We start from the raw sequence: 20,626 nt of genomic DNA, 5'->3' as shown, positions 1-20,626 counted from the left end.
GGCGCGGACTTCTCGGACGTACGCATCCACAACGACAGCGCCGCCAAGGCCTCGGCGGCGGAGGTGGGCGCCCGCGCGTACACCTCGGGCAGCCATGTCGTCATCGGCGACGGCGGCGCCGACAAGCACACCCTGGCCCACGAGTTGACCCACGTCATCCAGCAACGCCAGGGCCCGGTCGCCGGCACCGACAACGGCTCGGGACTCAAGGTCTCCGACCCGTCCGACCGCTTCGAGAGGGAAGCCGAGGCCAACGCGACCCGGGTGATGTCGGGGCCCGTACCGGAGGCGGCGGTGACCGCCCAGCGTTCCGTGACGGCGGACGGGTCCGTGGCCGCCCAGCGTTCCGTGGCCGCTCCGGCGTCGGCGGTGCCCAGCGTGCAGCGGCGCGGGGACAACCCGTACGCCAAGGCCGTCGACCATGACGGGTGGACGACGACCGCGCACCACATCGTGGCGCATGCCACGCTGACGGGCGCCCTCAACCGGCTGAGCGACGCCGAGCAGTTGGAGGTGCTCACCTCCTCGGTTCCCAAGGAGCTCAGCAAGGAGATGCTGGCCAACCTCAAGGTGGCCGTACCGGAGAACGAGAACACCCCTCAATACCGCAGCGCCCTGCGGCAGCGGCTCGCCAGCACGGACAATCCGAACACCGACACCGAGTACGGCATCTCGTTCCTGGACATCCGCCACTCCTTCTTCGAGTGGCAGGCGGGCAATCAGTTCGTCGGCCCCAATACGTCGATCCGGGCGGAGCCGTCGGCGAACGGCGACGACATCGACACCGACGGCAAGTACTTCTCGCCGCTCAAGACCAAGCAGTTCGCGGAGCTCACCGGCCTGGGCGACCGTCTCAAGCAGCCCGGCATCGAGAACGACGAGACCGTCAAGACCCTCAAGGGCATCCTGGCCCTCACGAAGAACCAGAAGGTCGCCGATTTCGACCCGTCGAAGTGGACCGAGGTCGACAACGGGATGACGGTGGACGAACTGGCCGCGGACCAGCACCTGGACCGGGCGCACATCACCGGGTACAGCTTCTTCAAGCTCCTGGCCGCCGACGTCAGGGCGGGGAGGTACCACGACTTCCTGCCCGCCGCGACCGGTGGCGGGTACGAGTACTACGGGAGGGCGCTGACCGGGGCGCAGACCCGGGGGGAGTTCGTCTACATCCCGTACCTGACGCGCGAGACCGCCCCTCCGAAGGAGGGCAAGGGAGCGAGGCCGCGCCAGACGCTCGCCGAGTACTGCGTGGCCCAGAAGGTGCCCACGTCCACGTTCCTCCCGAGGGAGCTGTACAACCCGACCCGCAAGCCGATGAAGAAGTAGGGCAGGCCACGGGAGGGCCAAGTCCCTTGCAATCAGCCCGTGTTGGTGCCGAACACCGGCACCGTCACGCCACCCTCGCTCCCGGCCGCCCGGAACGTCACGTACAGCTCCATCCCGATCCGCAGGTCCGCCTCCGGGCACCCGACGACCTCGGTCATCATCCGGGGGCCCTCGGCCAGGTCGACGACGGCGGCGACGTACGGGACGCGGTCGCCGAACGGCGGCAGATCGTTGCGGTGCACGACGGACCAGGTGTAGAGCGTGGCCCGGCCACTCGCCTGGCGCCAGCTCACGTCCTCGCTCCAGCAGTACGGGCAGAACTCGCGCGGGTAGTGGTGCGGGCGGTCGCAGGCCGCGCAGTGCCGGATGAGAAGCCGGCCTTCGGCGGCGGCGTCCCAGTACGGACGGGTGAAGGCGTCGACTTCCGGGGTGGCCGAGTCGGCGGTGGCGGCGTTCGCCGTCGACGGGGTCATCGGAACAGTCCCATCGCGTCGTCGAGGGACCAGGTCTGCCACGACATGGCACCGAGGGCGACGAGCGAGATGAGCGCCATCATCGCGTTCTGGCCCTGCTCGGCCCAGTCGTGGATCATCAGGACCAGGTAGAGGAGGTTGAGGAGGACCCCGGCGACGAGGGCGATCGGAGTCAGGAAACCGCTCACCAGGCCCAGCCCCAGGGCCAGTTCGGCGTAGACGACGACGTACGCCATGGTTTTCGGCCGAGGTTTGACCACGACGTCGAAGCCGCTGCGGACGGCGTTCCACTTGTGCTTGGCGGCGACGTCGGCCGCCCAGGCGATGCCGGTACCGCGCTCGAACCAGCCCTTCTTGTCCTTGTGACGCCAGCTCTCCAGCCACCACAGCCCGAGGCCGATGCGCAGGACGGCCAGCCATTCGGCGCCGCTGAGCCAGATCGAGTCCACGCGGGGCCCCTCCTCCCGGTCTCTTCCGCTCCGCATTTCTGACGGTACGTCAGTTCAGCGGATGCGGGGCGCGTGCGCAAGGGGTGGGGGTGCACGGGTGGGCACACAAGGGGTGGTTGTACGTGGGGGCTTGGCGCGGTTTCTTCGGGCTTCTCGCACACGGCGTGCGCATGCGTGATCAGATCGCAACCGATTCCGGTCTTGACCGAGACCCATCAAGTATTCGCACCGTTACGCTCAGCGTTCATGGCCGATACCACCAACGCCGAGAGCCCCGTCTACGTGATCGGCGCCGGGCCCGGCGGGCTCGCCGTCGCCGCCGCGCTGCGCGCGCGGGGCGTACGGGCCGTCGTAGTGGAGAAGTCCGACGACGTGGCCGCCTCCTGGCGGCGCCACTACGACCGGCTCCACCTGCACACCACGCGCCGCCTGTCCTCGCTGCCCGGGCTGCGGATTCCGCGCCGGTTCGGACGGTGGGTGTCCCGCGACGACGTCGTGCGCTACCTGGAGAAGTACGCGGCCGTCCACGAGCTGGAGATCGTCACCGGGGTCGAGGTCGAGCGGATCGAGCGGGGGCCCGAGGGCGAGGGGTGGGTGCTGTACGCGACGGGCGGGCGGCGGCTGTCGACGTCGGCCGTGGTGGTGGCCACGGGGTACAACCACACGCCGTACGTTCCGGACTGGGCCGGGGCCGAGACGTACAGCGGTGAGCTCGTGCACGCGAGCCAGTACCGCAATCCGGCCCCCTACGCCGGGCAGGACGTCCTCGTCGTCGGGGCCGGCAACACCGGGGCGGAGATCGCGGCCGACCTCGCGGAGGGCGGGGCCGGGCGGGTGCGGCTCGCGGTGCGGACCCCGCCGCACATCCTGCGCCGGTCCACGGCGGGGTGGCCCGCGCAGGCCACGGGCATCCTGGTGCGCCGGCTTCCGGTACGCCTGGTGGACCGGGCGGCGTCGGTGACCGAACGGCTCTCCGTGCCGGACCTCTCCGCGTACGGGCTGCCCCGGCCGACTCGGGGCCTGTACTCGCGGGTGCGGGAGGGGGCGATCCCGGTGCAGGACGTGGGGCTGATCGACGCGGTGCGCAGGGGGCGGGTCGAACCCGTCCCGGCGGTCGACTCCTTCGACGGCGGCAAGGTCGTCCTGGCGGACGGTTCCCGTATCTCACCGGAGGCGGTGATCTGCGCGACGGGGTACCGGCGAGGGCTCGCGGGCCTCGTCGGGCACCTCGATGTCCTGGACTCGCGGGGCCGCCCTCTTGCGCACGGCGCGCGTACGGTGCCGGGGGCTGCGGGCCTGCACTTCACGGGGTTCACGAACCCCATCAGCGGGATGCTGCGTGAGCTGGGGATCGACGCGACCCGAATCGCCAAATCCCTGGCCGGTTAACCCCCTGGGGCTCCGCCCCAGACCCCGCCCCCGCGTCCCCACCCACCCACCCGTGACGGGGGTTGACCGGCCCGAGCGACCTGGGGGCCGCACCCCCGACCCCGCCCCGGGGCCGCACCCCCGACCCGTGCGGGGACTCCGGCCCCCCCGCCCCCTCCCGGGGGGCTCCGCCCCCGGACCCCCGCTCCTCAAACGCCGGAGAGGCTCGGATGCGCGATCCTTCACCTGCGGACCGTGCGTGGCTGGTCGCGCAGTTCCCCGCGCCCCTAAACCCGCTTTCGGCTGCGGACCATGCGTGGTTGCTCGCGCAGTTCCCCGCGCCCCCAACCCGCTTTCGGCTGCGGACCGTGCGTGGTTGCTCGCGCAGTTCCCCGCGCCCCTAGCGGGGCTGATCTTGGCAGTGCGCGTCCCTGAGCAGGGTCGGCCTCTTGCGTGCCGCCTGCGCAGGCATCTTCAGCTCGTCATGGGAGCTCCTGGCCCTTAAGGCCTTGGGGGAGTTCGAGGACGAGCGCCCTTAGGCGCGATACAGGGTCTGGGGCAGAGCCCCAGGAGACGCAGCTTCACCCACTTCCCACCCCCGGAGGCCACGCGGCGGAGCCGCAGAGTGTCACAGCGGGAAGGGGCGGGGTGGGGGGATCAACGGGGTCTGGGGCGGAGCCCCAGGGGACGACCACTCGGCCGCGCGAATGGCATCCCCCTTCCATGAAGCGCATATCCACGGCCAGAGTCCGACGCCTCTTCACCAGCTTGCCGAGAATGTCACGGGCACCACTGATTCGACAGCCATTCCGGACTGCCTGTCCTCCCTGACCCGTTCGAGCTTTGCGAATGCGTCGGCGTAGTACTCCGTCGCGACATAGGCATGGCATAGGGCATGGGCATGGGCATGGGCATGGGCATCCGCATCGGCTACACCGAGGAAGTGCCGATTTCCCGTTATTGCTCGCCGTCACCCTGTTCAAGCTCCCGAATGGCGGAGAAGGACACCCCCGAAGCGTCCCCGAAGGATCGGCGACCCGGTCTGAACGGCCCGCTGGTCGTTGAGTTGCCCCGGGCCCGAACAATGAACTTGGCCGAATTGGCTTCGTATTCGCGGCGGCCCGCGGCGGCCGAAGCAACAGGTGGGCCGCGTCCAGCCAACCCCTTGCTGTGACAGCGGCGACGCAACGGACGACGCACACGAGAGAACGCGGCACAGATAACGCGGCGCAGATAGAGATAGCACGCCGGATGCGCTGCCCCCGTTCGCCATAGCCCCGCCCAGCGGCCGTACCGCACAACTGCTCAGGGGTGGGGTCGCCCGGGCGGCATGGGGTATCGCCCGCCAAGAGGCGGCGGAATCATTTCGTCTTCCGCATGTGGGTGAAGCCAGGCGTGTCCATTTAATGGGTCAGGCAGTTACAGGGGTGGCTCAAACGAGCCGCCGAGTCGGCGCCAAACGCCATTTCACAGCAAGGGGATTACCGTGCTCCCGATTCTTACCGTCCTTGGTGTTGTCGTTGCCGGGCTTGTTCACGCCGTGGGCTTCCTCCTGAAGGCCCTGCTCGGCTAGCAGGAGAGCCGGGGCGGGCGGCAAACCAGAACCGCCAACACTCTCCGTTCCAGCCGGTAACAAGCTGGGACTGCTCCGGATAACGTCTGCACCCCTTCCGCACCCGTACGGGCCCACTCAAGCCCGTACGGGTGCAGTGCTTTGTGCGGGTGCGATGCCATTGGCAACCAGGCGCCCCCTTTCCTAGGGACCAGGGACCCAGGGACCTAGGGACCCAAGAAACCCGGAAACCCGAGACCCGCCCCCCGGGACCCCGGCCCCCGGAACCCGGAACCCGGCCAAAAAACGACCACCAGGGTTTGGGGAACCGGGGGCTCGGGGCAGGTCCAGCGCACGGTCGGGCGGGGCCGGGGCTGGACCCCGCGCGCCCCGCAGGGTTGAGGCTTTGCCCGCACACCGGTTCCTGACTGACCGTCAGGTCTGTAATCTGACTATGCGTCAGTTACCACCGGCACGGCTCAGTCATGTTGGCCATCGACCAGGAGCGGGCGGAACGATGCTTGGATCGACTCACGGCACCCTCACGACCGACTTCCGCGCGCGGGTGGTCGCCTGCGGCGAGCAGCCCGGCCCCGGCGCCGTCCACGGCAGAGCCGCCGGCGAGGGCGACCTGGATGTCAGCGGCCGCCCCCTGTACGCCGACGTACCGGACCTGGACCGGTTCTTCCGGCCGGAGTCCGTCGCCGTCGTCGGGGCCTCCGACGCCGAAGGCCGCCCCAACACCGGCATCACCCGCCAGCTCATCGACTGGGCCCAGCGAGTCGGCGCCCGCATCCACCCCGTCCACCCCACCCGGGGCACCGTCTTCGGGCTGCCCTGCGTCCCCTCCGTCTCCGAGCTGCCCGAACAGGTCGACCTCGCCGTACTCCTCGTCGGCGACCCGCTCCCCGTCGTCGAGGAACTCGCCGAGGCCAAGGTGAAGTTCGCCGTCGCCTTCGCCTCCGGCTTCGCCGAGACGGGCGAGCAGGGCGCCGCCGCCCAGGAACGCCTCGCCGTCGCCGTCAAACGGTCCGGGCTGCGCCTCCTCGGGCCCAACACCAACCTGAACGCCTTCGAGCGGTTCCGGGAGGATCTCGACGGGCCCGCCATCGCGCTGATCACCCAGTCCGGACACCAGGGGCGGCCCGTCTTCACCCTCCAAGAGCTCGGCGTGCGGCTCTCCCACTGGGCGCCCACCGGCAACGAGGCCGACCTCGAAACCGCCGACTTCATCTCCTACTTCGCCGAACGGCCCGAGGTCGGGGCCATCGCCTGTTACGTCGAGGGGCTCAAGGACGGGCGGTCCTTCCTGCTCGCCGCCGACCGCGCCGCGCGCGCCGGCGTACCCGTGGTGGCCGTCAAGGTCGGCCGCACCGAGGCCGGTGCGCGCATGGCCGCCTCACACACCGGCAAGCTGACCGGCGCCGACGACGTCGTGGACGCCGCCATGCGCCAGTACGGCGTCATCCGCGTCGACGGGCTCGACCAACTCCAGGACACCGCCGCCCTGTTGGCCCGGGCGCGCAAACCCCGCGCCGACGGCGTCGTCGTCTATTCGATCTCCGGTGGCACCGGCGCGCACTTCTCCGACCTCGCCACCGCCGCCGGGCTCCACCTGCCGGCCCTCTCCCCCGCCAAGCAGGCTCAGCTCCATGAGTGGATACCCTCGTACCTGAATGTGGCGAACCCGGTGGACAACGGCGGGCATCCCGTCGGCGACTGGCGCGGTCGCAAAATAATCGACGCGATCCTCGCCGACCCCTCCGTGGGCGTGCTGATCTGTCCGATCACCGGCCCCTTTCCGCCCATGAGCGACAAGCTGGCGCAGGATCTGGTGGACGCGGCGGAACAGACGGACAAGCTGGTGTGCGTGGTGTGGGGCTCGCCGCTCGGCACCGAGGCCGCCTACCGCGAGACGCTGCTCGGCTCGGACCGGGTCGCCACGTTCCGTACGTTCGCCAACTGCATCGGCGCCGTACGGGCGTACCTCTCGCACCACCGGTTCACCACCGGCTACCGATCCCCGTTCGACGAGGCGCCCCGCGTGCCCTCTCCCTCCTTCCGCAAGGCGCAGGCCCTGATGCGCCCGGGCCAGCAGCTCAGCGAGCACGCGGCGAAGCAGCTTCTGCGGGCGTACGGGATCCGGGTGCCGCGCGAGCAGCTCGTGACCAGCGCGGCGGCCGCCGTGCGCGCGGCAGGGCTCGTCGGCTACCCCGTCGTCATGAAGGCCTCCGGCGCCCGGCTCGCCCACAAGACCGAACTCGGCCTGGTCAAGGTCGGGTTGACCTCCGCCAGCCAGATCCGGGACGCCTATCGCGAGCTCACCGACATCGCCCGGTACGAGGGTGTCGACCTCGACGGCATCCTGGTCTGCCAGATGGTCGAGCGCGGCGTCGAGATGGTCGTCGGCGTCACTCACGACGAGCTGTTCGGGCCCACCGTGACCGTCGGGCTCGGCGGCGTCCTGGTGGAGGTCCTCGGCGATTCGGCCGTCCGCGTCCCGCCGTTCGGCGAGGAACAGGCGCGGGACATGCTCGGCGAGCTCCGGGGGCGGGCGCTCCTCGAAGGCGTACGCGGCGGGCCCCCGCTGGACGTGGACGCGCTCGTCGAGGTCGTTCTGCGCGTCCAGCGCATGGCCCTCGAACTCGGCGACGAACTCGCCGAGTTGGACATCAACCCGATCATGGTGCTCCCGCGCGGCCAGGGCGCGGTCGCACTCGACGCCCTCGCCATCTGCCGCTGAGCCGTTCCCCCCCACTCGCCACTTCCCCACTCGCCATCTCCCCACCCCCGCCTCTGGAGCCCCTGCATGGACCCGCTCGATCCCCTGCACTCATTGGTACTCCACGCCACTGACAACGGCGTCTCGTGGATCACGCTCAACCGGCCCGACGCCATGAACGCCGTCACCTGGGACCAGCGCGAACGGGTCATCTCACTCCTCGGCGCGGCCTCCGCCGACCCGGCCGTACGGGCCGTCGTGATCACCGCCACCGGCAAGGGGTTCTGCGCGGGCGCCGACCTCCGCGCGGCTCCGGCAACCAGCTCCGCGAAGGAAGCCGGCCCCGCGACCGGCGGCGAGCGGGTCGCGGGCGACGTCGCCCGCACCATCCGCCGGGGTGCCCAACACCTGATCACCGCCGTACTCGACTGCGAGAAACCGGTGATCGCGGCCGTCAACGGCACCGCCGCCGGCCTCGGCGCCCACCTCGCGCTCGCCTGCGACCTGGTCCTGGCAGCCGAATCGGCCAAGTTCATCGAGGTGTTCGTACGCCGGGGCCTGGTGCCGGACGGAGGCGGCGCCTATCTGCTGCCGCGCCTGGTGGGGCCGCAGCGCGCGAAGGAGCTGATGTTCTTCGGGGACGCGCTGCGAGCCGCCGACGCCGAGCGCATGGGCTTGGTCAACCGCGTGGTCGCGGACGCCGAACTCGCCGCCACCGCCAAGGAGTGGGCCGAACGCCTCGCCGCCGGGCCGACCCGCGCGCTCGCCCTCACCAAGCACCTGGTGAACGCCTCCCTGGACGCCGACCGCAGCACCGCCCTCGCCGCCGAGGCCTGGGCCCAGGAGATCAACATGACGACCCAGGACGCGAACGAGGGAGTGGCCAGCTTCGTGGAGCGCCGCACGCCCAAATACCGGGGCTTGTAAGCCATTTCAGGGCAGCCCCCGAGGCTTCCAATCTGACGTACCGTCAGGTTCAATTGCTGGCGTGATGGGACACGCAGGGATGGCGGCCACCGTCGTCCGATACCTCAGGTCCGTCGGCGCCGCCACGGCCGCCGAGCCCGTCGAGTTCCTGCCCCGGCCGGACCTCCGGGCCGTACGGGACGACGAGCGGGCGCCGGTCGATCCCGCTGAATTCCGGCGCGTGCTCGGGCAGTTCGCGAGCGGGGTCACCGTCATCACCGCCGAGGACGACGCGGGGCCCACCGGGTTCGCCTGCCAGTCCTTCGCCTCGCTCTCCCTCGACCCGCCGCTGGTGGCCTTCATGGTGGCCCGTACGTCCACGACGTGGCCGCGCATCGCCCGTGCCGGCGTTTTCTGCGTGAATGTCCTCGGGGCCGAACAGTCCGCACTCTGCCGGGGGTTCGCGGTCAGCGGGGCCGACAAGTTCGCCGGGGTCGCCTTCGACGCGGCGCCCGCGACCGGCTCGCCCCGGCTCGACGGCGTACCCGCGTGGATCGACTGCCGCATCCAGAACGTGCACACCGGCGGGGACCATCTCATCGTGGTCGGCCGCGTCGAGGCGCTGGGCGCCACCGACGAGGGCGCGCCCCTGCTCTTCCACCGAGGACGGTTCGGCCGCTTCAGCGACTGAGCCGGGTCTCCGCGACGCCGCTCACCAGGTCCCGTCGGTGACGAGACCCCCGCTCCGGGTCTCCACGCGCAGCTTGCCCTTGTCGTTGTACGCCGCGTGGCGCCAGTCGGCGAAGACCTCGGCCATCCTGCGCCCCTCCCGGTCGGCGACACCCGGCGCGGGATTGAAGTTGATCGTCACCACGGCCTCCTCCGCCGCGCCCTGCTTGCGGATCCGTACCGCCACCACCGACGGCCACATCCCGTCGTCGGCCTTGGTGAGGTGCTGGGAGTAGTAGTCGACGAACTCCCGCGTCATGTCGAACCAGCCGGCCGGGAGACAGGGCTTCGCGGTGCCGTCGGTGGGCAGACCGGGAGTGCCGGGGTCTGCGTCGGTGGGCGGGCCGGGCGTGCCCGCGCCGCCGTCTCCGTCCGTGGGCGGGCCGGGGTTTCCGGTGTCCTGGTCGGTCGGAGGGCCCGGGTTCCCCGTGTCCTCGTCCGTGGGCGGCCCCGGCGTCCCCGCCTCGTCCTCCGTCGCCGGGCCCGCGCCAGTGGAAGGTTCCTCTTCCGTCGCCGGACCGGCTCCAGCAGAAGGCCCGTCCTCCGTGGTCCCGTCCTCCGCGCAGGGATTCGCCGACGCGGCGGCCGGCTTGGCCGGGGCGACGGCCGTCGGGTCGCCCGGGTGGGCCTTTTCGCAGGCGGTCACGGCGGCGCACAACAGGGCCGCGGCCAGCACGGCGCCCCGCATGGTGCTCGGTCTCATGGTGCTCGGTCTCATCGCGTTCCCCCCTTGGTTCCTCCGTAGAGGAACAACGCAGCTCCCCGGCATGTACGTTCCCGTACGGCCGTGCCCGTGCGTCCGTTCCTGTACGGACATTCCCGCACGAGCGTTCTCGTACAGGAAGAGGGGATCACACCGCGAGCGGTTCCGCGCCCGGGCCCCGGCGGCGGATGACCAGGGCCATCAGTGCGGCCGCCGCGCACAGCGCGCCCGAGGCGTACCAGACGACGTCGTAGCTGCCGAAGACGTCGCGGGCCACCCCGCCCAGGAAGGCGATGACGGCCGCGCCGACCTGGTGGGAGGCGAGGACCCAGCCGAAGACGATCGCGCTGTCCTCGCCGTAGTGCTGGCGGCACAGGGCGATGGTCGGCGGCACGGTGGCCACCCAGTCGAGCCCGTAGAAGACGATGAAGAAGACCATCGGAGGGTGGACGGCGGGCGCGAGCAGCATCGGCAGGAACAGGAGCGAGATGCCTCGCAGCGCGTAGTACGTGGCCAGCAGGCGGCGCGACTCGAAGCGGTCGGTGAGCCAGCCGGAGAAGATCGTGCCGGCGACGTCGAAGACACCGATGACGGCGAGCAGTCCCGCGGCCGCGGTGACCGGCATGCCGTGGTCGTGGGCGGCCGGTACGAAGTGCGTCTGGACCAGGCCGTTGGTGGAGGCGCCGCAGATCGCGAAGGTGCCCGCGAGCAGCCAGAACGGTCCGGTGCGGGCGGCCTTCACGAGCACCGTGAGGGTGCGGCGGGCCGCGCCCGTGACGGGGGCGGGCTTCGGAACGTACGCACTCGCCCCGTACGGCGCGAGGCCCACGTCCGCCGGGTGGTCGCGCAGGAGCAGCCACACGAACGGGACGACGGCGAGCGCGGCCAGGGTCACGGTGATGGCGGCCGGGCGCCAGCCGTGGGCCTCCACCATCCAGGAGAGCAGCGGCAGGAAGATCAGCTGTCCGGAGGCGGAGGCGGCGGTCAGGATGCCGGTGACCAGGCCGCGGCGCTCGGTGAACCAGCGGTTGGTGACGGTCGCGGCGAATGCGAGCGCCATCGATCCGCTGCCCAGACCCACCAACAGGCCCCAGTACAAGATGAGTTGCCAGGAGTGGTGCATGAAGACGGTGAGTCCCGAGCCGACCGCGATCACGGTCAGGGCGACCGCGACGACCTTGCGGATGCCGAAGCGGTCCATCAGGGCGGCGGCGAAGGGCGCGGTCAGGCCGTAGAGCGCGAGGTTCACGGAGACGGCGGCGCCGATCGTGCCGCGTGACCAGTGGAACTCGCCGTGCAACGGGTCGATGAGCAGTCCGGGCAGCGAGCGGAAGGCCGCCGCGCCGATGATCGTGACGAAGGCGACGGCCGCGACGAACCACGCGCGGTGGATCCTGGGCTCGGCCTTCCTCGGCTGCGTGGGCGCGACGTGGGGGCTGTCGGTTGTCTGGGTCACGTCACACAGCTTCGCGGTACGCTCCGTACGGTACGAGTGGCCCGATGGCCATGCTTCGCAGGGATCGGGCCAAGGCCGGGCCAGGGGTCGGGCCACGGTGATTCGCTTGGTTCAGCGAGGTCCGCGCACGTCGAGAGCGAGCGGCACATGAGTCGTCATCCCGTACGGCACCGGGTCGTGGTGCTGGCCCTGGACGGCCTGCTCCCCTTCGAACTCGGCATCCCGCAGCGGATCTTCGGCCGTGCGGCGGACCCGGAGCGGGGACCGCTGTACGAGGTGGTGACCTGCTCGATCCGCCCGCCGGGCCCGGTCCGTACCGACGCGGACTTCTCGATCCTCGTCGAGAACGGCCCGCAGGCGCTGGCCACCGCCGACACGGTGGTGATCCCGGCCTCGTACGAGCTCGGCCCGGTCTTCGAGGAGGGCGTGCTCACCCCCGAACTGGCGGCGGCCCTCGCCCTCGTACGTCCCGGTACGCGCATGGTGTCGATCTGCACCGGCGGCTACGTCCTGGCGGCGGCCGGCTATCTCGACGGCCGCCCGGCCGCCACGCACTGGGCCTCCGCCGAGCACTTCCAGCAGGTCTTCCCCGCCGTGGACGTGGACCCGGAGGTCCTGTTCATCGACGACGGCGACGTGCTGACCTCGGCGGGGGTGGCCGCCGGTATCGACCTGTGCCTGCACATCGTGCGGCGCGACCACGGCTCGGCGGTCGCCAACGACGTGGCCCGGCGCACGGTCGTACCCCCGCACCGGCCGGGCGGGCAGTCCCAGTTCATCCAACGGCCGGTTCCAGAAACGCGGTTGGCGACTACGGCGGCCGCGCGGGCCTGGGCGCTCGGCCGGCTGCACGAGCCGATCCAACTGCGCGACCTGGCCGAACGGGAGTCGATGTCGGTCCGCACCTTCACCCGCCGTTTCCGCGAGGAGGTGGGCCTGAGCCCCGGCCGGTGGCTCACGCAACAACGCGTGGAACATGCCCGCCACCTGCTCGAATCCACCGATCTGTCGGTGGACGCGATAGCCCGCGCGGCGGGATTCGGCACGGCGACGTCGCTTCGCCAGCACCTTCAGGCGGCGCTGGGCGTCCCGCCGACGGTCTACCGGCGCACGTTCCGGTCGGGGACGGCCCAGAAGCCCCGGGTCCGGTCGGGGACGGCGGGCCGGGCGCCCGGGGGCCGGTCCGGGTTCGGACACAGGCCCTGAGGCCCAGCGAGCCCCCTGCTCGGAGCCCCCTGCTCAGAGTCCCTTGCTCAGAGCCCCTTGCTCAGAGCCCCTTACTCAGAAGGTGAGCACCCCCCGAGCCACCCGTCCGTGGTGCAGGTCGTCCGCCGCCTTCGCGAAGTCCTCGACCGGGTACGTCTTGGTGACGAGTTCGTCGAGGAGGAGGGCTCCCTTGAGGTAGAGGTCGGCGTAGCGGGGGATGTCGCGCTGGGGGCGGGAGCTTCCGTAGCGGCAGCCCAGGATGGACTTGTCGAGGAACAGGGCGGCGGGCAGGAAGGACGCCTCCACCGTGGGGGCGGTCATGCCGAGGAGGACGGCCTGGCCGTGGCGGTCCAGGAGGTCGACGGCCGCGCGGACCAGGGCGGGGTGGCCCACGCATTCGAAGGCGTGGTCGGCGCCGCCGGGGAGGATGTCGCGGACGCCGTCCACCGAGGCGAGGAAGTGGGTCGCCCCGAACCGGCGGGCCAGTGTCTCCTTCGCCGGGTTGTTGTCGACGGCGACGATCACCGAGGCGCCCGCGATGCGCGCACCCTGGATGACGTTGAGGCCGATCCCCCCGGTGCCGATGACCACGACGGTGTCGCCGATGTCCACCCTGGCCCGGTTGAGGACGGCGCCCACGCCCGTCAGGACCCCGCAGCCGATCAGCGCCGCCGACGTCAGCGGCACATCCTTGGGGATCTTCACCGCCTGTACGGCCTTGACCAGGGTGCGTTCCGCGAACGCCGAGTTCGAGGCGAACTGGTACAGCGGGGACCCGTCCCGCGAGAACGGGCGGCCCGGCATGCCGATCGCCTTGCGGCACATCGTCGGCCGACCGCGGTCGCACTCCGGGCACGCCCCGCAGTTGGCGAGCGTGGACAGCGCGACGTGGTCCCCCGGCGCCACATGGCCGACCCCCGCGCCCACCGCCTCCACCACGCCCGCGCCCTCATGACCGAGCACCACCGGCACCGGGAAGGGGATCGTCCCGTCGATGACGGACAGGTCCGAGTGGCAGAGCCCGGCCGCCGCGACGGCCACGAGCACCTCCCCGGCCTCCGGGTCCCGTACCTCCAGATCGTCGACGACGTGGCTCCGCGTCCCGTCAAAAAGGACACCTCGAACCCCCCGAACCCCTCGAACGCCTGTCATGGAACACGGACCTCCCTCGGCAGGCCGAGCACCCGCTCGGCGATGATGGTGCGCTGAATCTCGTCCGAGCCGCCGTAGATCGTGTCGGCCCTGGTGAACAGGAACAGGTGCTGGAGCGGATCGAGTTCGTACGGGCTCGACTCACTCCAGTCCGCCGGCCCTACGGTGCCTGCCGCCCCCCGCACCGCCATCGCCAACTCCCCGAGCCGCCGATGCCACCCACCCCACAGCAGCTTGGCCACGCTGGGGGCGCCGGGGTCGCCGGAACTCCCCAGGGTGCGGAGCGCGTTCCACCGCATGACCTGCAGCTCGGCCCACTGTTCGGCGAGCTGCTGACGGAGGGCGGGGTCGGTGGCGGCGGAGCTTTCGACGGCGAGGGCGATGACACGCTCCAACTCGCCCGCGAAACCGACCTGTTGAGCCAGAGTGGACACTCCCCGCTCCAGAGCGAGCAGGCTCATGGCGACGCGCCAGCCGTTCCCCTCACCGCCCACGAGGTGCTCGGCGCGAGCCTCGGCCCCGTCGAAGAACACTTCGTTGAACTCACTCGTCCCGGTCATCTGCCGAATCGGCCGGACCTCCACCCTTCCCGGCTGATCCATCGGTACGAGGAGGAACGAGAGCCCGTGGTGGCGCCGCGAGCCCTCCTCGGTGCGAGCGAGCACGAAGCACCAGTCGGCCTCGTGGGCCAGCGACGTCCAGATCTTCTGGCCGGTGATGCGGTACGAGTCGCCTTCGCGGCGGGCGACGGTGCGGATGCCGGCGAGGTCGGAGCCGGCGCCGGGTTCGCTGTAGCCCTGGCACCAGAGCTCCTCGCCGCGGGCGATGGGCGGCAGGAAGTGGTCCTTCTGTTCGGGGGTGCCGTGGGCGAGAAGGGTCGGGGCGAGGAGGTTCTCGCCGATGTGACCGGTACGGGTGGGGGCGGCGGCGCGGGCGTACTCCTCGGCCCAGACGACCTGCTGGGTGAGGGTGGCTGTGCGGTTGCCGTACGTGGCGTCCGGCCAGCCGATGCCGATCCATCCGCCTCGGCCCAACTCTCTTTCCCAGTCGGGAGGTTTGCGGGCCAGGTGCGTGGTGAGCCAGACCCTTGCGTCCTCGCGGAACGCGTCGTCCTCGGGGGTGGTGCGGAAGTCCATGGCGCCTCCTGTGTCAGAGAGTTCCCCCCACCCCGCCCCTTCGGCTGTGACACCCTGCGGCTGCGCCGCGCGGCTCCGGGGGGTGGGTGCGGCTGGGGCGGGTGCGCTGGGGCTCCGCCCCAGGAGGGCCGAGGTGTCCGACTCCGCGCAACAGGTGGGCGGGTGGGCCAGCGCCCCGGGGTCTGGGGCGGAGCCCCAGGCATTCCGGGGAACTCGGCAACCCCAACCCCGCCGGAGCCGCTACACATTCGGCCGCTCCGACCCCGCCGCCGCCCTCGCCATCTCCTCCAGCCGCGCCAGCATCGGCATGGGGTCCACCCCCACCGTCCCCGGCAGGAAGTCCGCGATCCGTTCAGGGGTCCAGGCCCCCTCCGCGTACCCCGCGCGGAGCTCCCGCGGCTGCGCCCACACCGCGATCTTGGGGCCCGCGACCGTGTACACCTGGCCGGTGATCCCTTCCTCCCGGGCCCGCTCGGACAGCAGGTACACCACCAGCGCCGCCACATCCTCCGGCGAGCCGATCTCCTTCAGCTCCATGGGGACGTTCGCCGACATCCTCGTACGGGCAACAGGCGCAACAGCGTTGGCAGTTACCCCGTACTTGTGCAAACCAAGGGCGGCGCTCCGCACCAGCGAGATGATCCCCCCCTTCGCCGCGCTGTAGTTGGCCTGCGCCACGCTCCCCTGGTGGTTTCCGCTGGTGAAGCCGATCAGCGTGCCCGAGCCCTGCTTGCGCATGACCGCCGACGCCGCCCGGAACACCGTGAACGTGCCCTTGAGGTGCGTGGCGACCACCGGGTCCCACTCCTCCTCGGACATGTTGAACAGCATGCGTTCGCGCAGGATGCCCGCGACGCACACCACTCCGTCGATCCGCCCGTACCTGGCGAGGGCCGTGTCCACGATGCGCTGGCCGCCCGCCATCGTCGAGATGTCGTCGGCGACCGCCACCGCCTCGCCGCCCGCCGCGACGATCTCCTTCACGACCGCGTCGGCGATCTCGCTGCTGGGTTCGGCGCCCTCGATCGAGACGCCGTAGTCGTTGACGACGACCCTTGCTCCCTCGGCGGCCGCGGCGAGCGCGACGGCGCGGCCGATGCCCCGGCCGGCCCCCGTCACGGCGATGACCTTGCCTGCCAAGAAGTTCCCCACGTCCGGCCCCTTCCCGCGGTTTCTGACGGACCGTTAGATTTTATGACCCGTCAGATGCTTCACCACAAGCCCCCGGGAGGGACGCGTATGTCACTGCCGCCCGAGTTCCATGAAATCGCCAAACGCGTGAACAACTGGGGTCGTTGGGGGCCTGACGACGAAATCGGGACGCTCCATCACATCACCGACGAGACCGTCCGGCAGGCAGCCGCCCACATCCGCTCCGGCCGCCGCATCCCCCTCGCCCTCCCCCTCCAGCAGGACGGCGTCCAGACCGGCGTGATCCCCGGGCGGGTCAACCCGCTGCACACCATGGTCCAGATCAACCAGGAGATCTTCGGCCCCGGCACCGTCGCGTGCAGCGACGACGCGGTGACCTTCGGGCTCCAGGCCGCCACGCACTGGGACGCCCTGACCCACGTCTCGCACTCGGGGAAGATCTACAACGGCCGGCCCGCCGCCACCATCACCCCGCACGGCGGCGCCGAGTTCAGCGGCATCGACAAGCCCGGCCACATCGTCTCGCGCGGGGTGCTGCTCGACGTGGCTCGCGCCAAGGGCCTCGACCGCCTCCCCGGGGACCACGCGGTCACCCCCGAAGACCTGTCCGAGGCCGAGGAGTTCGCCGGGGTCACCGTGCGCGCGGGGGACATCGTCCTCGTACGCACCGGACAGATGCAGGTGTACCTGGCCGGGGACAAGCACGGCTATGGCTATCCGTCGCCGGGGCTCTCCGTGCGTACGCCCGAGTGGTTCCACGCGCGGGACGTCGCCGCCGTCGCCAACGACACGCTCACCTTCGAGATCTTTCCACCGGAGATCGAGGACCTGTGGCTGCCCGTACACGCCCTGGACCTCGTCGAGATGGGGATGCTCCAGGGCCAGAACTGGAATCTGGAGGCCCTGTCGATCGCCTGCGCCGAGGCGTCCCGGTACGCGTTCCTGCTGAGCGCCATGCCGGAACCCTTCGTGGGGGCGACCGGAACCCCCGTCGCCCCGGTGGCGATCCTGTAGATCCACTGGATCCACGGGTGGCGGCGCCGCGTGCGCGCCCCGAGCGCGGCACCGTCGCCGCCACCCCGGCATCGGCGTACCGGCTCTGCCCCTCGCGTGCCCTGAGAGGAGCCTCGCCCTGATGGAGCTGACGCCGTGCCAACGACCCGCACTCGCCGAGGCCGTGCAGAGTCCTCGGCGTCCCCTCGCGACGAATCGCTCATCCCAGAGTGATCAGCCCGCCACCAGGCGTCAACACCTACTGAACACTTCGCGACTTATGCCGGATTTGTGACAGCGCACGGGGCTTCAAATGCCCCGTGCCCGTACGCCCCGTCCGTGCGCCCCGAATGCTCCTTGAGCCCCGAGTGACCCGAGTGCTCCGGTGCGCAGGGCGCCCCGGGCGCGTCGCGGTCCACCTCGCACCAGATCGACTTGCCCATGCCCTCGGGCCGCCAGCCCCAGCGGTCGGCGAGGCCGTCGACGAGTTCGAGCCCGCGCCCGTTGGTGTCGTCGCCCTGCGCATGGCGCGGCTTGGGCGGACGACAGCTGGTGTCCAACACTTCGACCCGGACGGTGCCGCCCTCGGCGGGGCCGAGCAGCATCCGCAGCACCGCCGGACAGCCCGTGTGCACCACGGCGTTGGTGACGAGCTCCGAGATCAGCAGGATCAACGTCTCCGCGCACGGCTCATCGAGTCCTATCCCGCATCCCACCAATCGTGAGCGGGCCCACTTCCGGGCCCGGCCCACCTCGGCGGGATCCGGCCCGACCTCCAACTGCACCTGAAGCACCTGCACCGTTCACACCATCCGAACCGGCGGACACATCGCCTCGCGCCTCACAGGGACCACCATCGGGGTCACGGAACGTGATTCCCATGACAGACAGCATGGTTGACGTTCAGTCACCGCAACAAGCGCTTCGGGCATATTCCAGCGCGAAGGAGTATGTGTGGTGCATACTGTGCGGCTCGCCTTGAGGGAAACCGAACGGGGGCGCGTACGGCGCCTCCGTGCGGCACGGGTGGCGTGCGGTCCCGGGCCCGGAGCCGCCGCACTGGCAACACCGGGAGAGCCGCGCCACACCACCACTCGCATCCCACGGAGGGTACCGGAGAGCGCCCCCGACTCCGGTTCGGGGCGAGTGCGCCGGGCCGCCGGCCGTCAACGCACCGTGACCACTCGCCGTGCCGCCCGGTCGTGTCCCGCTGCCGTCTACAGCGCCGAGGCCAGCGTCTCGGCCGCCCAGTCCGCCGACTGCCACTGCCCGGCCCGCACCCAGGCCCGCTTGAGGTGCAGATGCACATCTGCCTCCCAGGTGAACCCCATCCCGCCGTGCACCTGGAGACAGTCCCGCGCACCCCGCACGGCCGCCTCGTCGGCGAGCAGTTTGGCCCCGGCGATCTCGTACGGGTCCGCCGTCACGGCCGCCGCGTACACCGCCGCTCGCGCCACTTCCGTGCGTACGAGCATGTCGGCGCAGAGGTGTTTCACGGCCTGGAACGCCCCGATCGGCTGCCCGAACTGCTCGCGCTGCCGGGCGTGTTGGACCGCGAGTTCGGTGCTGCGGGCCGCGCTGCCGAGCTGTTCGGCCGCGCTCAACAGGACTGCTTCGACGACGGTGGCCGTACGGGTTCCGCGCGTCCGGTGCAGCGGGGTCAGCGGGTCGAGGGAGCGGATGGGGGCCGCGTCCGAGGCGTCTCCGAGCACCTGGTCGGCCTCGTCGAGCCAGGCCACGAGCCCTCCGTCGACCCGGGTCACCACCGACTCCCCGGTCGCCGCGCCCTCCACCGTCCCGGCCGCCAGGTGGGTCGCCACCAGCGGGCCCGGAAGCAGCGCCCGCCCGGCCTCCTCGAACACGAGCACCGCCTCGGGGAGCCCGAGCCCGACCCCGCCCTCGTTCTCGGGCAGCCGCAGCGCGAAGAACCCCGCGTCGCCGAGCGCGCGCCACAACGACCGGTCGAGCCCCGGCCGGTCCACCGCCGCCCGCAGCGCGTCCCGGTCGAACCGGGCTTCGAGCAGCTCGCGCATGCCCGCCCGCAACGCCTCCTGGTCCTCGGTCGGTTGGAAATCCATCAGCGTCCCTTGGGCAGGCCGAGGATGCGCTCGGCGACGATGTTCCGCTGGATCTGCGACGTACCGGCGGCGATGGTGTACGAGAGGGACGACAGGCGGTCCAGCGTCCATTCGCGGTCGAGGTCCAGCGAGTCCGGGCCGAGGACGCGGGCCGCTGTGTCGTACAGCTCCTGGCGGGCGTGCGAGTAGCGGAGCTTGAAGACCGAGCCGCCGACGCCTGGGACCCCGCCGACGCGCTGCGACTCGCTCACGTTCCACTGGGTCAGCCGCCACAGGGCCGTGAACTCGGCGTTCAGCAACCCGAGTTGACGCCTGATGCCGCTGTCGTCCCAGCTGCCGTTCTCCTTCGCCGCCGCCGCCAGCTCCGCCAGCGTCCGGCGGCAGGCCACCACTTCCCCCACGAAGGCGGTGCCGCGCTCGAAGGACAGGGTCACCATCGTGACCCGCCAGCCGTCGTTCTCCGCGCCCACCCGGTTGGCGACCGGCACCCGCACCTCGTCGAGGAACACCTCGGCGAACTCGGCCGACCCCGCGAGGGTGCGCAAGGGGCGGACCGTGACGCCGGGCGCGTCCATCGGCATGGCCAGCCAGGTGATGCCCCGGTGTTTGGGCACGGCCTCACCCATGGGCTCCGTGCGCACCAACAGCTCGCACCAGTCGGCCACTTCGGCGTGCGAGGTCCAGATCTTCGAGCCGGTCACCACGTAGTCGTCGCCGTCGCGGACCGCCTTCGTGCGGAGCGAGGCGAGGTCGGAGCCCGCATCCGGTTCGCTGAAGCCCTGGCACCAGATCTCGTCGCCGCGCAGCACCGGCGGCAGCCAGCGCGCCCGCTGTTCCGGGGTGCCCTCGGCGGCGATGGTGGGGCCCGCGTGCAGCAGCCCGACGAAGTTCGCGCCCACGTAGGGCGCGCCCGCCTTCTCGGTCTCCTCCAGGTAGATGAGGTGCTGCGTGGGCGTGGCGCCCCGGCCCCCGGCCGCCTCGGGCCAGTGAAGCCCCGCGTACCCGGCGTCGTACAGCATCCGCTGCCAGGCGGTGTCGTACGCGCGTCTCGCGGACCAATCCAGCGGGTCCGGTCTGGAGGGCAGTTTGGGCAGCGAGACCACCAGCCATTCCCGGAGCCCGGCCCGGAAGGCCTCTTCCTCCTCGGTGTACGTCAGGTCCATGCGCGCTCTCCCACTGACGCATATCTGATGATCCGTCAGATCCCAGGCTAGCCCCGCAC

Annotated in this window: 17 protein-coding genes; 7 read left to right on the top strand and 10 right to left on the bottom strand. The window is 71.2% G+C overall.

Features of this window, described 5'->3' with window-relative positions; all coding sequences use genetic code 11:
• A partial coding sequence (locus ACWC2B_RS33020; protein WP_450723142.1) for an eCIS core domain-containing protein occupies nucleotides 1-1,329 on the top strand: 1,329 nt, incomplete at its 5' end.
• Between the two features lie 32 nt (nucleotides 1,330-1,361).
• On the opposite strand, the gene ACWC2B_RS33015 is transcribed toward ACWC2B_RS33020, so the two are convergent.
• Nucleotides 1,362-1,802, bottom strand: coding sequence for a Zn-ribbon domain-containing OB-fold protein (locus ACWC2B_RS33015; protein WP_450723140.1), 441 nt, complete (start codon nucleotides 1,800-1,802; stop codon nucleotides 1,362-1,364).
• Nucleotides 1,799-2,251, bottom strand: a complete 453-nt coding sequence (locus ACWC2B_RS33010; protein ID WP_450723138.1) for a DoxX family protein — start codon at nucleotides 2,249-2,251, stop codon at nucleotides 1,799-1,801. Before ACWC2B_RS33010 ends, ACWC2B_RS33015 begins: the two co-directional genes overlap by 4 nt.
• Before the next feature lie 246 nt (nucleotides 2,252-2,497).
• Here ACWC2B_RS33010 and ACWC2B_RS33005 point away from each other — a divergent pair, with 246 nt between their 5' ends.
• From ACWC2B_RS33005 to ACWC2B_RS32990, 4 genes are all read left to right on the top strand, one after another.
• The gene (locus ACWC2B_RS33005) at nucleotides 2,498-3,640 is read left to right on the top strand and encodes a flavin-containing monooxygenase (RefSeq protein ID WP_450723136.1); all 1,143 of its coding nucleotides are present in this window, start codon (nucleotides 2,498-2,500) and stop codon (nucleotides 3,638-3,640) included.
• 2,048 nt (nucleotides 3,641-5,688) lie between these two features.
• Nucleotides 5,689-7,914: an acetate--CoA ligase family protein gene (locus ACWC2B_RS33000; protein ID WP_450723134.1), complete on the top strand. Its 2,226-nt coding sequence runs from the start codon at nucleotides 5,689-5,691 to the stop codon at nucleotides 7,912-7,914.
• A gap of 66 nt (nucleotides 7,915-7,980) precedes the next feature.
• Nucleotides 7,981-8,820, top strand: a complete 840-nt coding sequence (locus ACWC2B_RS32995; protein ID WP_450723132.1) for an enoyl-CoA hydratase/isomerase family protein — start codon at nucleotides 7,981-7,983, stop codon at nucleotides 8,818-8,820.
• A gap of 79 nt (nucleotides 8,821-8,899) precedes the next feature.
• A complete protein-coding gene (locus tag ACWC2B_RS32990; protein ID WP_450723152.1) occupies nucleotides 8,900-9,490 on the top strand; it encodes a flavin reductase family protein in 591 nt (196 codons plus the stop codon).
• Between the two features lie 21 nt (nucleotides 9,491-9,511).
• On the opposite strand, the gene ACWC2B_RS32985 is transcribed toward ACWC2B_RS32990, so the two are convergent.
• Both ACWC2B_RS32985 and ACWC2B_RS32980 read right to left on the bottom strand, forming a co-directional pair.
• Nucleotides 9,512-10,231, bottom strand: coding sequence for a hypothetical protein (locus ACWC2B_RS32985; RefSeq protein ID WP_450723130.1), 720 nt, complete (start codon nucleotides 10,229-10,231; stop codon nucleotides 9,512-9,514).
• A 148-nt stretch (nucleotides 10,232-10,379) separates the two neighbouring features.
• Nucleotides 10,380-11,687, bottom strand: a complete 1,308-nt coding sequence (locus ACWC2B_RS32980) for an MFS transporter (protein ID WP_450723128.1) — start codon at nucleotides 11,685-11,687, stop codon at nucleotides 10,380-10,382.
• Between the two features lie 147 nt (nucleotides 11,688-11,834).
• Here ACWC2B_RS32980 and ACWC2B_RS32975 point away from each other — a divergent pair, with 147 nt between their 5' ends.
• The gene (locus tag ACWC2B_RS32975) at nucleotides 11,835-12,893 is read left to right on the top strand and encodes a GlxA family transcriptional regulator (protein WP_450723126.1); all 1,059 of its coding nucleotides are present in this window, start codon (nucleotides 11,835-11,837) and stop codon (nucleotides 12,891-12,893) included.
• A gap of 75 nt (nucleotides 12,894-12,968) precedes the next feature.
• On the opposite strand, the gene ACWC2B_RS32970 is transcribed toward ACWC2B_RS32975, so the two are convergent.
• The 3 genes from ACWC2B_RS32970 to ACWC2B_RS32960 form a co-directional block, all read right to left on the bottom strand.
• Nucleotides 12,969-14,045: a Zn-dependent alcohol dehydrogenase gene (locus ACWC2B_RS32970; RefSeq protein WP_450723124.1), complete on the bottom strand. Its 1,077-nt coding sequence runs from the start codon at nucleotides 14,043-14,045 to the stop codon at nucleotides 12,969-12,971.
• Complete coding sequence (locus ACWC2B_RS32965) at nucleotides 14,042-15,181, bottom strand: acyl-CoA dehydrogenase family protein (protein WP_450723122.1); 1,140 nt, start codon at nucleotides 15,179-15,181, stop codon at nucleotides 14,042-14,044. The genes ACWC2B_RS32970 and ACWC2B_RS32965 overlap by 4 nt, the downstream gene beginning before the upstream one ends.
• 240 nt (nucleotides 15,182-15,421) lie before the next feature.
• Nucleotides 15,422-16,333 carry an SDR family oxidoreductase gene (locus ACWC2B_RS32960; protein ID WP_450723120.1) on the bottom strand — a complete coding sequence of 304 codons (912 nt, stop codon included), beginning with the start codon at nucleotides 16,331-16,333 and terminating at the stop codon, nucleotides 15,422-15,424.
• Between the two features lie 87 nt (nucleotides 16,334-16,420).
• Here ACWC2B_RS32960 and ACWC2B_RS32955 point away from each other — a divergent pair, with 87 nt between their 5' ends.
• The gene (locus ACWC2B_RS32955) at nucleotides 16,421-17,347 is read left to right on the top strand and encodes a cyclase family protein (RefSeq protein ID WP_450723118.1); all 927 of its coding nucleotides are present in this window, start codon (nucleotides 16,421-16,423) and stop codon (nucleotides 17,345-17,347) included.
• A 257-nt stretch (nucleotides 17,348-17,604) separates the two neighbouring features.
• On the opposite strand, the gene ACWC2B_RS32950 is transcribed toward ACWC2B_RS32955, so the two are convergent.
• The 3 genes from ACWC2B_RS32950 to ACWC2B_RS32940 all read right to left on the bottom strand — a co-directional run bounded on the left by ACWC2B_RS32950 (nucleotide 17,605) and on the right by ACWC2B_RS32940 (nucleotide 20,567).
• Nucleotides 17,605-18,126 (bottom strand): ATP-binding protein, encoded by a 522-nt coding sequence (locus tag ACWC2B_RS32950; protein ID WP_450723116.1) that lies wholly within the window; start codon nucleotides 18,124-18,126, stop codon nucleotides 17,605-17,607.
• A 417-nt stretch (nucleotides 18,127-18,543) separates the two neighbouring features.
• Nucleotides 18,544-19,404, bottom strand: a complete 861-nt coding sequence (locus ACWC2B_RS32945) for an acyl-CoA dehydrogenase family protein (protein ID WP_450723114.1) — start codon at nucleotides 19,402-19,404, stop codon at nucleotides 18,544-18,546.
• The gene (locus tag ACWC2B_RS32940) at nucleotides 19,404-20,567 is read right to left on the bottom strand and encodes an acyl-CoA dehydrogenase family protein (RefSeq protein ID WP_450723112.1); all 1,164 of its coding nucleotides are present in this window, start codon (nucleotides 20,565-20,567) and stop codon (nucleotides 19,404-19,406) included. The genes ACWC2B_RS32945 and ACWC2B_RS32940 overlap by 1 nt, the downstream gene beginning before the upstream one ends.
• Nucleotides 20,568-20,626: the final 59 nt, after the last annotated feature.

Source organism: Streptomyces sp. NPDC001415, from assembly GCF_053597395.1.
The sequence above is the reverse complement of the archived record's forward strand: the minus strand, read 5'-3'. Positions and strand labels throughout refer to the sequence as shown.

Bases quoted from the DNA above. Each gene is read 5' to 3' on its own strand.
- ACWC2B_RS32945 (WP_450723114.1), bottom strand. From the start codon at position 19,404: ATGGATTTCCAACCGACCGAGGACCAGGAGGCGTTGCGGGCGGGCATG.
- ACWC2B_RS32975 (WP_450723126.1), top strand. From the start codon at position 11,835: ATGAGTCGTCATCCCGTACGGCACCGGGTCGTGGTGCTGGCCCTGGAC.
- ACWC2B_RS32985 (WP_450723130.1), bottom strand. From the start codon at position 10,231: ATGAGACCGAGCACCATGCGGGGCGCCGTGCTGGCCGCGGCCCTGTTG.
- ACWC2B_RS32940 (WP_450723112.1), bottom strand. From the start codon at position 20,567: ATGGACCTGACGTACACCGAGGAGGAAGAGGCCTTCCGGGCCGGGCTC.
- ACWC2B_RS32965 (WP_450723122.1), bottom strand. From the start codon at position 15,181: ATGGACTTCCGCACCACCCCCGAGGACGACGCGTTCCGCGAGGACGCA.
- ACWC2B_RS33005 (WP_450723136.1), top strand. From the start codon at position 2,498: ATGGCCGATACCACCAACGCCGAGAGCCCCGTCTACGTGATCGGCGCC.
- ACWC2B_RS32955 (WP_450723118.1), top strand. From the start codon at position 16,421: ATGTCACTGCCGCCCGAGTTCCATGAAATCGCCAAACGCGTGAACAAC.
- ACWC2B_RS33000 (WP_450723134.1), top strand. From the start codon at position 5,689: ATGCTTGGATCGACTCACGGCACCCTCACGACCGACTTCCGCGCGCGG.
- ACWC2B_RS32995 (WP_450723132.1), top strand. From the start codon at position 7,981: ATGGACCCGCTCGATCCCCTGCACTCATTGGTACTCCACGCCACTGAC.
- ACWC2B_RS32990 (WP_450723152.1), top strand. From the start codon at position 8,900: ATGGCGGCCACCGTCGTCCGATACCTCAGGTCCGTCGGCGCCGCCACG.
- ACWC2B_RS32970 (WP_450723124.1), bottom strand. From the start codon at position 14,045: ATGACAGGCGTTCGAGGGGTTCGGGGGGTTCGAGGTGTCCTTTTTGAC.
- ACWC2B_RS33015 (WP_450723140.1), bottom strand. From the start codon at position 1,802: ATGACCCCGTCGACGGCGAACGCCGCCACCGCCGACTCGGCCACCCCG.